Source organism: Aminiphilus circumscriptus DSM 16581 (assembly GCF_000526375.1).
Taxonomy (GTDB): Bacteria; Synergistota; Synergistia; order Synergistales; family Aminiphilaceae; genus Aminiphilus; species Aminiphilus circumscriptus.
On sequence record NZ_JAFY01000002.1, the window covers coordinates 266,847 to 278,906 of the forward strand.

10 protein-coding genes are annotated in these 12,060 nt (G+C 63.1%); 2 read left to right on the forward strand and 8 right to left on the reverse strand.

The window, feature by feature from the left end; genetic code table 11:
- Nucleotides 1-79 precede the first annotated feature (79 nt).
- Together K349_RS0101805 and K349_RS0101810 are read left to right on the forward strand one after the other, a co-directional pair.
- Nucleotides 80-1,303 (forward strand): aminotransferase-like domain-containing protein, encoded by a 1,224-nt coding sequence (locus K349_RS0101805; protein WP_169731286.1) that lies wholly within the window; start codon nt 80-82, stop codon nt 1,301-1,303.
- Between the two features lie 178 nt (nt 1,304-1,481).
- The gene (locus tag K349_RS0101810) at nt 1,482-3,236 is read left to right on the forward strand and encodes a glutamine--tRNA ligase/YqeY domain fusion protein (protein ID WP_245587988.1); all 1,755 of its coding nucleotides are present in this window, start codon (nt 1,482-1,484) and stop codon (nt 3,234-3,236) included.
- Nucleotides 3,237-3,433: 197 nt separating this feature from the next.
- Here K349_RS0101810 and feoB read toward each other — a convergent pair whose 3' ends face one another.
- The 8 genes from feoB to K349_RS0101850 all read right to left on the reverse strand — a co-directional run bounded on the left by feoB (nt 3,434) and on the right by K349_RS0101850 (nt 11,996).
- A complete protein-coding gene (feoB, locus tag K349_RS0101815) occupies nt 3,434-5,482 on the reverse strand; it encodes a ferrous iron transport protein B (RefSeq protein ID WP_026368191.1) in 2,049 nt (682 codons plus the stop codon).
- A 5-nt stretch (nt 5,483-5,487) separates the two neighbouring features.
- On the reverse strand, nt 5,488-5,775 hold the full coding sequence (locus tag K349_RS0101820; protein ID WP_026368192.1) for a FeoA family protein: 288 nt from the start codon (nt 5,773-5,775) through the stop codon (nt 5,488-5,490).
- 317 nt (nt 5,776-6,092) lie between these two features.
- On the reverse strand, nt 6,093-6,332 hold the full coding sequence (locus K349_RS0101825) for a FeoA family protein (RefSeq protein ID WP_026368193.1): 240 nt from the start codon (nt 6,330-6,332) through the stop codon (nt 6,093-6,095).
- Entirely contained in the window at nt 6,320-7,030 is a 711-nt protein-coding gene (locus K349_RS0101830) for a metal-dependent transcriptional regulator (RefSeq protein WP_026368194.1), read from the reverse strand. The genes K349_RS0101825 and K349_RS0101830 overlap by 13 nt, the downstream gene beginning before the upstream one ends.
- 89 nt (nt 7,031-7,119) lie before the next feature.
- Nucleotides 7,120-7,725: a tRNA-specific adenosine deaminase gene (locus K349_RS0101835; protein WP_026368195.1), complete on the reverse strand. Its 606-nt coding sequence runs from the start codon at nt 7,723-7,725 to the stop codon at nt 7,120-7,122.
- Between the two features lie 224 nt (nt 7,726-7,949).
- Nucleotides 7,950-8,315: an SHOCT domain-containing protein gene (locus tag K349_RS0101840; RefSeq protein ID WP_026368196.1), complete on the reverse strand. Its 366-nt coding sequence runs from the start codon at nt 8,313-8,315 to the stop codon at nt 7,950-7,952.
- 195 nt (nt 8,316-8,510) lie between these two features.
- Nucleotides 8,511-10,421 carry a hypothetical protein gene (locus tag K349_RS0101845; RefSeq protein ID WP_026368197.1) on the reverse strand — a complete coding sequence of 637 codons (1,911 nt, stop codon included), beginning with the start codon at nt 10,419-10,421 and terminating at the stop codon, nt 8,511-8,513.
- Between the two features lie 132 nt (nt 10,422-10,553).
- Nucleotides 10,554-11,996, reverse strand: coding sequence for a hypothetical protein (locus tag K349_RS0101850; RefSeq protein ID WP_026368198.1), 1,443 nt, complete (start codon nt 11,994-11,996; stop codon nt 10,554-10,556).
- Between the last annotated feature and the right edge of the window lie 64 nt (nt 11,997-12,060).

Sequence of the window (12,060 nt, forward strand, 5' to 3'; positions counted from 1 at the left end):
ATGCCCCGAAGGAAAGCCGAAGCGCACCCCGGGACAAACGCGATCCTGCGAAAAACTTGTCGGAAAGGCGGTTCGCATCATGTCCGTAAACTGGAACGCCCGCTTCAGCACCATGGCCAGGGAAAGGCTCGATTCCTCTTTCATCGCCGAGATGATCAAGCTCGTCGTGGAGAACCAGGCCATTTCCTTCACTGCGGGAGAGCCCTCGACGGAACTCTTTCCGCTGGAGGGCCTCGCCGCCTCCGCCCGGAACGCCTTCCGCAATCCGGACCTGTTCAGCTACTATCCCTTTGACGAGGGACTGCTCGGATTGCGGGAATGGATCGTCGGGTGGATGCGCGCCGACGGTCTTCTTCCGGAGTGGGTCTCCGCGAAAAACGTCTTTCTCACCAACGGTTCCCAGGAGGGCATCAACCTCGTCACGGAAGCCCTGATCGACGAGGGGGACCTGATCGCCCTGGAGGACCCGACCTATCCGGAGGCCTTTCTGAACTTCGCGAGACAGGGTGCCCGTTTCGTCTCCGCCGCCGTGGACAAGGAGGGGATTCTGCCCGACTCTCTCGAAAAGGTGCTCCGGGAAAACCGCGTCAAATTCCTCTACACCATCGTCTCCTTCCAGAACCCCCGGGGCTGCACCGCTCCGACGGAACGGCGCCGCCAGGTTCTGGAACTCTGCAGAAAATTCGACGTGGTCATTCTGGAGGACGACCCCTATCATTATCTCCGCTTCGAGGGAGACGTCCCCGAAAGCTATCTCCGCCTCGCCGGTGACGACGCCCGGGTGCTCTACCTGGGGAGCTTCTCCAAGATCGTCGCTCCGGGCCTGCGCTGCGGATGGGTGGTGGCTCCCCCGGAAATCATGTCCACCTTGAACCATCTCCGGGTCTCCAACGTCATCGGGCTTCCCGCCTTTTCGCAGTACATTCTCTTCGATTTCCTGAAAGATCTGGATCTGGCACCCTATTTCGAACACCTCCAGAAGGCTTACAGGACCCGGAGGGATGCCCTCGTGGCCGCCCTCGAACGGCACGTGGTTCCCCTGGGGCTCTCCTTCGACATTCCCGAGGGAGGCTTTTTTCTCTGGGGGCGCATTCCCGGACTGAACGACATGGTCCGTTTCGCCCGCTTCGCCGTGGAGACGGAGAAGATCGGCATCATTCCAGGGACGATCTTCTTTCCCACAAAAGGCAAGGGGCTCGACACGATCCGCTTCTCCTTCGCCAAGGTCACCCCCGAAATAGCCGAGGAGGGCGCGCTCCGTCTCGCCCGGGCACTGCGCACGTTCACTCCGGGCGAGGCGTGATGCACCGTTTTCTCCCTTCCTCCCCGGGAAAAGCATCTCCGGAAGGGAAAGCACATTGTTCTTTCGTCCCGGTCGTGCAAAAATAGGCGACATACACAAAGAAAGCGAAACGGTGGGGGGTGCCCTCTTTCGAGGTGGCCTACCACTCGCGACACGAACGATTCCCCGGCGAAGGAGTGTGAAACGGAGGCGCGGCGCGTCCTCCGAAATTGCCATGGATGTGAGAGACGCAGAAAGACGCACGGACGGCCTGTTTGACGCAGGCGTCTCCAGGGAGCCGAACTTCCTGGAGCGCATCATCGCCGATGACCTTTCCTCCGGAAGAGTGACGAAGGTCATCACCCGCTTTCCTCCGGAACCGAACGGACACCTGCACATCGGCCACGCCAAATCCATCTGTCTCAACTTCGGCCTGGCGGAACGGTTCGGCGGAGAGTGCAATCTCCGTTTCGACGACACGAACCCCACGAAGGAAGAGACGGAATACGTGGAGGCCATCAAACGCGACGTGGCGTGGCTCGGGGCGTCCTGGGCGAAGCTCACCTACGCGTCGGACTACTTCGCCCGGTTCTACGAATGGGCTCTGGAGCTGGTCCGGGCTGGCAAGGCCTACGTGGACTTCCAGACTCCCGAGGAGATCCGGAAAAACCGGGGCACCCTCACGGAACCGGGCACGGATTCGCCCGACAGGAACACCTCCGTGGAGGAGAACCTGGCGCTCTTCGAGAAGATGCGCCGGGGAGATTTCGCCGACGGCGAGTGCGTTCTCCGGGCGAAGATCGACATGGCCCATCCGAATCTGAACATGCGCGATCCCGTGCTCTACCGAATTCTCCACGTGGCGCACCACCGCACGGGAGACGACTGGTGCATCTACCCCATGTACGACTTCGCCCACGGCTACGAGGACGCCATCGAGGGCGTGACCCACTCCATCTGCACCCTGGAGTTCGAGGATCATCGTCCCCTCTACGACTGGCTTCTGGACAACGTTTCCGTGCCGTCGCGGCCGCACCAGTACGAGTTCGCCCGTCTGAACCTCACCTACACGGTGATGAGCAAACGCCACCTTCTGGAACTGGTCACCACCGGGCTCGTGCGCGGCTGGGACGACCCGCGCCTCCCCACCATCAGCGGCCTGCGCCGCCGTGGCTACACGCCCTCGGCGATCCGCCGTTTCTGCGCCCTGGTCGGCGTGGCCAAGGCGAACAGCATGGTGGAGGCGGAGTACCTGGAGTCGATCCTCCGGGACGAGTTGAACGCCACGGCGCAGCGCGTCATGGTGGTGCTTCGCCCCCTCAAGATGGTGCTCACCAACTACCCCGAGGATCAGGTGGAGGAATTCGAGGCGGAGAACAACCCCGAGGATCCCTCCGCGGGACGTCGCACCGTTCCCTTCTGCCGGGAACTCTGGATCGAGAGGGACGACTTCGAGGAAGTTCCCCCAAAGGGGTTCTTCCGCCTTTCCCCGGGCAAGGAGGTGCGGCTCAAGCACGCCTATCTCGTCACCTGCCGGGACGTGATCAAGGATGCGGAGGGAAACGTGACGGAGCTGCACTGCACCTACGATCCCGCCACTCGGGGAGGTGACGCGCCGGACGGCCGCAAAGTCAAGGGGACACTCCACTGGGTCTCGGCGCGCCATGCCGTTCCTCTGGAGGTGCGCCTCTACGACCGTCTCTTCACGAGAAAGGACATGTCGAATTTGGAGGAAGGGAAGAGCTTCAGGGATTATCTCAATCCGGATTCTCTCGTGGTTTGCCGTTCCTTCGGAGAACCGCTTCTGAAGAACGCCGACCCGGAGGCGCGCTTCCAGTTTCTCCGCCAGGGTTATTTCTGCGTCGATCCCGATTCGACGCCGGAATGTCCGGTCTTCAACCGCACCGTCTCCCTCAAGGACTCCTGGGCGAAGGAAGTGCGCAAGAGGAGCTGACGCACGTCGGAGGTGCGTCGCAGGTCCGAACGGCAACGCCTGCTTGTCGTGGCGACGGCTCCCTTCGGGGAGATCCCGCCTCCGCGTCGTGAGAAACAAAAGGTTCTCGCGCCACACACAAAGGCCCCCCTTTCAGAGGGGGGCCTTTGCTTTCGTCGTTCTTCCGTCTTCCTTCGCGCCCTGTCTGTGCCGCCACGCTATCCCAACCCCAGGAGTCGCCCTCCCTGATAGACCAGGACCGCCGCGCCGTAGGCGAGAAGCGTCGTGTAGAGGACCAGGAATCCCGTCCACTTCCAGCTGTTGGTCTCCCGCTTGAAGGCGGCGATGACCGCCACACAGGGGATGTAGAGCAGGGTCATCACCAGAAACGCGTAGGCCGCGAGAGGCGTGAAGAACTGGGGCAGCACGGCGGCGATCCCCTCCTCGCCCACGCCGAGGAGCGTGCCGAAGGCGCCCACCACGACCTCCTTGGCGAGAAGACCGAAGACCAGGGCCACACCGGCCTGCCACGAACCGAAACCGGCAGGCTCCAGCAAGGGGGCCACGGCGGATCCCAGGCGCCCCACAAGACTTTCCTGAGAGGCATATTCCACGCCAAGGGGCAGGTTCGCCCCGGCCCAGACGAGGATCACCGCGGCGAAGATGAAGGTTCCCGCCTTCTTCAGGAACATGGCTCCCCGCTCCCAGGCGGAACGGAACACACCCCTCAGGGTGGGCAGGTGGTAGGGAGGCAGCTCCATCACCAGGTGGGAGCTTTCTCCCTTGAACAGGGTGCTCCCCAGGATTTTCGCCGCCGCGACCGCCACGAGGATTCCCAGCACGTAGAGGGAGAAGATGGCCAGCGGCGCCCGCTCGCCGAAGAAGACCCCCGCGAAGAGAACGTACACGGGAAGGCGGGCGGAACAGCTCATGAAGGGAAGCACCAGGAGGGTGATCATCCGGTCCCGGGGACGGTCCAGAATGCGCGTGGACATGATGGAGGGCACGTTGCAGCCGAATCCAAGGAGCATGGGGATGAAGCTCTTGCCGTGCAGTCCGAGAAAGTGCATGATCCGGTCCATCACGAAGGCTCCCCGGGCCATGTACCCCGAATCCTCCAGCGCGGCGATGAAGACGAAGAGGAGGAAAATGTGGGGAAAGAAGACCACCACGGAGCCCACACCGCCCACCACGCCGTCCATCACGAAGGATTGAAGCAGCGGAGGCGCACCCATGGACGCGAGCACGCCTCCCAGCCACTCTCCGAGGGAGCCGATGGCTCCGTCCAGGAAATCCGCCGTGGGGTCGCCCAGGAGATACGTGAGGGTGAACACCAGCCAGGTGATCCCCAGGAAGAGGGGAAGCCCGAGAAGGCGGTGCGTGACGACGCGGTCGATGCGGTCCGAGAGGGAAAGCCGTTCCGCGATGGAAAGATCCCGCCGCACCGCTTCGGCGGCCACACCGGAGAGGAATCCCCAGCGGCGCTCGATCACCGCGGTCTGAAGATCGTAGCCCAGCTCCTTTTCGAGGCGGTCGCTCTCGCCCTGAAGAACCTCCTCGAATTCCGGAGCATGCAGGTTTTTCGCCAGGGCGCTCAAGAAGAGCGTGTCCCCCTCGGCGAGTTTCACCGCCGCAAGCCTCGGTGACGCGCCGGGAAACGTGATCCCCAGGCCCGACAGGGCCTCTTCGAGACGCCGAAGAACGCGCTCCACCCGCTCTCCGTAGGGAACGACGAAATCCCTGCGCCCCTCCCCGAAGGAACCCTCGCCGCGCAGAGCCGCGAGACGGGCGGCGACGCGGGTCTTGAGTCCCTCCACTCCCTCGCCGGAGGTGGCCACCGTGGGAACCACCGGAACACCGAGCAACCGCTCCAGAGCGGTCACATCCACCTGGATTCCCCGGGAGTTCGCGGCGTCCACCATGTTGAGGGCCACCACGGCGGGCTGTCCCATTTCGAGGAGCTGCACCACCAGATAGAGACTGCGCTCCAGGTTCGACGCGTCCACCACCACCACCGCCACGTCGGGACGGTCGCGGAGAATGAACTCCGCCGCGATCTGCTCGTCCACGGAGGCGGCGCCGAGGCTGTAGATGCCGGGCAGATCGACGATGGTGAGTTCCTCGCCGCCGACGCGCATGAGCCCTTCCTTGCGCTCCACCGTCACGCCGGGCCAGTTGCCGACGGAGGCCCGGGAACCGGTCAACCGGTTGAAGAGACTCGTTTTTCCCGTGTTCGGATTGCCCGCCAGGGCGATCACCGCACCCACGGCGTTCACCTCCCCCCGCAACCGGCGCAGCAGGAACACCCGCCTCCGGCGATCCGGACCAGCACGACCTTCGCCTCGTCGAGGCGGAGACTCAGCTCGTACCCGCGGAACCACACCGCGACGGGATCCGCGAGAGGCGCCTTCCGCTCCACCCGAAGGGTCGTTCCCGGAACGATCCCCATATCGAGAACACGCTTTCGGAGCGCTCCCTCACCCTCAACCTTGATGACGACACAGGACTTTCCGGGCTCCACCGTGTCGAGAGACTGCGGAGCCTGACACTGCTCACTCATTGCCGTTCCTCCCTGCGTTTGTACGATATTTTCGAGACTCCAGAAAAGTTAGAGTGAACAAACCTCTTTCGGAGTACGAACATACTTTCAGCGTGGACACATCCACCCTTTTCCTCCGGCGACCTGGCCCAGCATCACTCGGACAGACACATATTTGTTAGATCAAACAAACTCTCGTCATTTTCTGAAAAAGAGTGTCCCCCCTCAGGGAAAGCACTCTCTTTGTTCCTCAAGGCTTTGCTCGTCCCGAAAACTTCGGAGCGCCCTTCCTTCCGGCGCCGGAAAGGCGCATCGTCCCGGGAATGCGCGTTCAGACGTCAGACCGCCGCGCTTTCAGGCACCTCCTGCACGAAAATCCGTCCGCACATACCCTCTCCGAGGGCGTAGCGCGCATCGCCCACGCCGAGAAGAATGCTTCCTCCGGCATTGCGCACCACCCTGACCCTCGCCCCGGGCACCACACCGATTTCGGCGAGGCGGCGGCAGAACCTCTCGCCTCCCGCAAGACGCACGATCTCCACCGCGGAACCTTCACGAACGCATTCTACCGGACACATGGCGCACATCCTTCCTTCTCACCGGACTCCTCGCGACAAGGACAGACCCACACGGTGGTGGCCTCGTCCCGGCGAAGCGAGATGTCCGTTCCGTGAACCCGCACATGAAGAGGATCTCCAAGCGGCGCCGTTCCCAGATACTCCACCAGGGACCCCGGAACGAGCCCCATTTCGAGAAGACGCTTTCGCAGCAATCCGCCCGCGGTGACCCTCGCCACGATCCCCTTTCCGTTCTCGGGAATCATCACGAGAGGGCGGGGGAGGCGACACGTATCCTGCGTGGCGGCGAGGAGCTCCTCCACCCAGGAAAGTCCCTGCCGTCTGGCCTGAAAGACAAAATCCGCGAAGGCGAGGAGGCGCATCTCCGATTCCTCGTCCACCGCGTGCTCCAGGGCACAGGCCATGTCCACGGCCTTCTCCTTCTCGATGCCGAGGATCTCGGCGAAGAGAAACGAGAGATGCTCGTGGCGCCGGTAAATGCGAAGCGCCCTTTCCCGACCGGCCTCGGTGAGATGGAGTGCGCCGTAGGGCTCGTGTTCCAGCAGGCAGGCGGCGACGAGCCGCCGCACCGCCGAGACCACCGTGGCCTTGGTGACGCCGAGGCGCGACGCAAGCTCCGTCACCGTGGCCTTTCGTCCTTCGATTTCGAGGGAGAAAATTTCTTCCATGTAGTCCTCGATGCGGGCCGATATGGACATGTTCCGCCCCCCTGTTAGAGGCTTCTAACTGAAAACATCTTATGTTATGCCCCCATCTTCAGGTCTGTCAAGAGCGGGACGACGGAGACTCACTTTCGGGCGATGACGGAACTCCGCTCCTTCGTCGCCTGGTAGATCTCCGAGAGCTCCAGATAGACGGCCCGGAGTCGCTCGAAACGGGCCTGCGCCTCCCCGGGATTCGCCAGAGAGGGAATCATCTCCTCCAGGGAAAACAATTCGAGGAAGGAACTCTTCCGTCGAGGACTCGGGCAGCCGAAGATTTCCTCCAGGATCCGCAGATCGTGAGGGATTTGAAAGTCCTCTCTGGTGCGCTCGTAGCCGAACAGAAAGTAGACCTTGGGAAAGCCCGACCATGCGAGCGCGGAGAGACACATGGAACAGGGCTCGTGGGTGGAGAGGAAGAGACATTCCGCGGGACCCGGCCGCGGCACGGAAGGACGCTCTGCCGGAGAGGGGGCGAAGAATTCCTTGATGGTCCACACCTCTCCGTGCCAGAGAGGGCATTCCGCCTCATGGTTCGTTCCCGCGAGAACCAGGGAGAGATCGTCCGCCCGGAGCACCGCCGCGCCGAAGACCTTGTGCCCCTGACGCACACCGTCCCGCGTGAGGGGCACGATATCCTTCTCGACGACGTCGAGCATGCGCCAAAAAAGAGTGGAAGTGTTCCTTTCCATTCCGTTTCCTCCTCGCTTCGTTGGACTCTCTTTCATGCCGAACCATCCGTCCGGATCTCCTCCGCCGGGAACACTCTCCGGCCGCCGGAGACGGGACGAAACCCCTGCAACAACCCATCCCCTACTGGAAACAGCTCGGAACGACCAGGCGAAAGGCGCGCACACGATGACCGAAGGCGCCTTCCTTCATTCCGCACGCGGCGTCGAATCTTTTTCCGGAGATCTCAGGATTCCCGGCGGAGATTTTGCAGTATCGGTTCCTTCAGAAGGTCCTCCTCGTGCAGATCTCCGTTGGCATAGCGTTTGAGACAGAAAAGCGCTTCCTCCCGAGACGCGTCATCGAGGGAAAGCATGGCGGCGCTGTACGAGGCGACGCGCCGCCGCATTTCCTCGTATTCCCCAGACGTGAGAAACCCCTTGGCACGGCGTTTGTTGAGAATCGTATAGGGGTCCAGATCGAAGACCATGTCCCTTTCGCGGCAACGACGCAGCCATCGGAAACCAAGAAGCGACACCGCTCCCAGAAGCACTCCCGAAGCAATCCACGTGAGAGGACTGAACAACAACGGCGAGGCGAAAAAACGTTCCAAGACGATTCCTCCTTACACGCCCTCCTCCGAAACAATCCCTCGAAGGGAACACGCTTTGTCTCCGGAAATGCCGGAGCATGGTCCATGTCCATTCCGCGTCGTGCTTTTTTCAGACATTGCTTCCCCGAAAAAATGCCGCTTCGCGGCTTTCGATTGTGTATTGCGTATTGCACCATCGCGTCCCCATCGAAAGAACTACGGAAGAAGAGTGCTCCTGCGGTACTCTCCGCCGGAAAGGGACGGATCCCGATTCGGATCGTAGTCGGCCTTGTCCGTGTAGACCACGGAACCAGCCTTGTTCCGCCACCGGAAGTGCCACTGGTTCGATCCGGTCTCCGCCTCTCCCGAGAAGGGATTGCGGTATGTCGCCTGCCCGGAGAGGGAGAGAAACATGTCGTCCACCAGGCTCTCCCCAGCCCTCCGTCTCACTTCCGCCAACGCTCGTTCGAGTTCCCGGAGTTCGGCCTTCCTCTCCCCGAGAAGCTCTCCCCGCTCGATCCATCGCTTCACCTCTCCGGAGACCCACGCGGGAGACATGCGCAGCGAATCCGCCACCACCCCGAACAGAGGCGCCCAGCGCGCCTCCTCTCCCTCGGGAAAGCGGACCGTCAGGGTGAAGCGATCACACCATTGGCCCGACGAAAGGGGGCCGCGATTCTCCAGGACTGTGGCGAGCTTTTCCCGGTAGCGGACGCCCTCTTCGTCGTAGGTTACGGTGAGGAGCGTCGCCTCATAGCGAAAATCCAGGGGAACGGGAAGACAGGGCAGAAGATGTTTCTCAAAGAAGAGCCGGAACGACGCGGCCAGTGCAGGCAGCGCGCGCTCCTCCACGACCTGCAGGTTCGTCGCACCGGGGCGCAGTTCGGGGAAAAGCGTCTGCAGGAGAAAATCCCCCGGCGCGACATAGGGAAAGACCGTCATGCCGTGATAGGTAGACCCGGGAGGCAGCGCGCCTTCCACGGGCGCGACGCGCATGTCCACATAGAGCGTCGGCGAGACCCAGTGCATCTCCGCCGTCCCCGAAGCATCGCTCCGAACGGCAAAATCCAGTTCTTCCTCCAAAAGCCGGGAGAGCCCCTCCTGAGGAACAAGGCTCTTCCGCGCCACACCTCCAACGACGCTCCACCCCTCGGGAAGAAGGAGAGAAAACGCCTTCTCCGTCCGGTCCGTGTAGGGCTCGAAGAGGCGGCGGTCTTCCTTGCCGGAGACGTTCGGAGCATCCTTCGAGAGAGGACTCGCCGGAGGAGCGGCATCATGTGCGCCGGCGGGGCTCGTCTGCCGCACGAACAGGTAGGTGTGCCCTTCGTCGTCCTGGATCTCCAGAGAATCCCCCACGATCCGGCACCCGAGGCGGAAGGGGTCCTCGCCGTCGGGGCGAATGTGGAGCACGCCTTTCTCGAAGGTGTACTGCCCTCTGGTCTGTTCGGTTCCCGAGGCGCTTCGCAGCTCGTGCCGATAGGTTCCGTCGGCGAGGAGTTCCAGTTCGATATCCATTCCTTCGTCCCGGTAGAGCCACCTTCCGGACGCGGGAGAGCGATCCGGCTTCTTGACTTCCGGCGGCGAGGGCGGCGTGATGCCGCGTCCGACGCCGGAGAGAAAGAGCACCCCCGCACCGGAGGCGAGCCGGAGGTCCGGCGAAGCAGGGGAAACCGTCACCGGAGAGGTGCTTTCAGGCGGAGCCTCCGCCGATGCGGCGGTGCGGAAGACCAGCACGAAGGGAGCACACACGTCCGCCTCGTCGGCGGCACTTCGGAATCCACGCCTCCCCTGGCTGTTCACCCCCAGCGCATAGGTCGTCCCCGGAAGAAGGCGCACGGGCAGCACGCACACGGAGACCCCTTCGGCGGCCCCCGACGGATCCCTCTCGAAACGCGGATCGCCGAGCAGTTCGGGAAACGTTCCGGCGCTCTCCGAGACGAGGGACCAACTGTTCCGCTTCACGGGAGCGCTGAACCGGATGCGGATCTCCCGCAGTTCCGGGGACACATTTCCCGACCCGGAGGGAGGGTCCGTCCCGATCACCATCAACCCGTTTCCGCGGGAACACCCCGGAACACACATGCCCAAAAGCACCGACAGGAACACCAACACTATTCCGCGTTTCACGAAATCACCTCCGAACCGCGACAGAGGACATCCTCCGGCGCGGGCATTCCTTCTGCGGCACAGGCCGACGAGCACACCCGCCCCGCCTCGAAACCGCAGGCGACGAGGGAAGACCATTGCAACCGAGGTGGCCTACCGGAACGAGAACCCCTTGATGAACGGCAGGAGCCACTCCTGGGCCTTTCCGTATTCCGCCGCGGGAAGCGTGACCACGAGGAGCGCCCCGCTTGCGGCAAAACGGACGACCACCGTCGCCCGGGAAACCCCCGCGGCATCCGGCGACGAGTAGAGAAAGACCTGGGCCTGCCGCCCCCGGGCCTGCACCACGGAACTGCCGTGGGCGCGTTTGCCCTCGGCGATCTTCGCCCTGACCTCTTCCGCCGCCGCCTCGTCCTTCACGGCAAAGAGCTGGAGTTCCTCGCCTCCGGGAAGACGATAGAGCGCACCGCCTTCGATGGGGCGCACGACCACCGCTCCCGAAGGAAGCGGCGCGGCGAAGAGCCCTGCCGGATCGGAATGCACGAGGGGGGCTCCCGCCGGAGAGGAAGCCGCGACGGTCTCCCGGCGCACGCTCGCCAGAATCCGGTCGAAAGCGGGAAGAAGTGCGTCGAAGTCCGAGACGGCGGCGTCGAAGAGAAACCCGTACCCTTCCGTTTCCGTCACCACCGTGTAAAAAAGCCCTTTCAGCTGTGCGGGGTTGCCCTCCACGGTGAAAAGAAACTCCAGCCGCAGCGCCTCCAGCCCCGCAAGAGAGGTCCTTTTGAGATCCAGGCGCCGGTAGCTCTTGAAACTGTCCTGCCCTTCCGACTCGACCGCCTGGAAATAGGCGTCGAGGGGAACGGGGGAGGGAAATTCCTCCCGGTAGAACAGAAATTCCGCCCGGGCTCCGCTGCCCTCGCGAAGGACAAAGTAGGCGTTTGCGGATGGATCGGAGGGCGGCACGGCACTCCATTCCCGGGGAACCTCGAAGGCCAGCGCTCCCTCCCGGACGACCGCCGGGGAAGCCGGCCCGACCTGGAGAGCCTGGTCCCCCGTGCTTTCCGCACCGGGGGACGCCGCCGGAGAAGAAACGGGACCTCCGGAGGTGGTGATGCGCACGCCCCGGAGGAACTCGGCAAAGCGGTCACGCACTCTCCCGAAATCCTCCGGCAGCGTGGAGAACTCGAAGACGTACCAGGAGGATTCCAGGCGAAGATAGGACATCTCCCGCTGGAGGGTTCCGTCGGAAGTCTTCTCCACCACCTGATGCACGATGGAAGGATATCCCGCAAGGGTGCCGTCGCTGTTTTTCAGCAGCGTGGTGCTTTCATCGTAGCGGGCCTTGTTGCGGAGATAGTCCGCGAATCCCTCCGCCTCCTCGGGGGAGCCGAAATCGATGCGCCGGAGACGGAGGAGCACCACCGCCCGGTCCTTGTCGTCCCGAAGTTCGCACAGGGCCACCTCGTCCCGGGTCGGCTCCAGGGCATTCCATCCCGGAGGGAGAGTGATGTCGATGTCCGCACCCTCTGCAACACCGATGGAAACGGCCAGGCAGCACGCCAGCAGGAACAACGACAGCAGTTTTCTTCCGTCCATGATCACGCCTCCTTCGTGCCGGGGGCCCCCTTCGCCCCGGGAATACGTCTCCCTTTCCTTCCGT

Bases quoted from the DNA above. Each gene is read 5' to 3' on its own strand.
- K349_RS0101830 (WP_026368194.1), bottom strand. From the start codon at position 7,030: ATGTCCATATCGGCCCGCATCGAGGACTACATGGAAGAAATTTTCTCC.
- K349_RS0101805 (WP_169731286.1), top strand. From the start codon at position 80: ATGTCCGTAAACTGGAACGCCCGCTTCAGCACCATGGCCAGGGAAAGG.
- K349_RS0101825 (WP_026368193.1), bottom strand. From the start codon at position 6,332: ATGTGTCCGGTAGAATGCGTTCGTGAAGGTTCCGCGGTGGAGATCGTG.
- K349_RS0101820 (WP_026368192.1), bottom strand. From the start codon at position 5,775: ATGAGTGAGCAGTGTCAGGCTCCGCAGTCTCTCGACACGGTGGAGCCC.
- K349_RS0101850 (WP_026368198.1), bottom strand. From the start codon at position 11,996: ATGGACGGAAGAAAACTGCTGTCGTTGTTCCTGCTGGCGTGCTGCCTG.
- K349_RS0101835 (WP_026368195.1), bottom strand. From the start codon at position 7,725: ATGGAAAGGAACACTTCCACTCTTTTTTGGCGCATGCTCGACGTCGTC.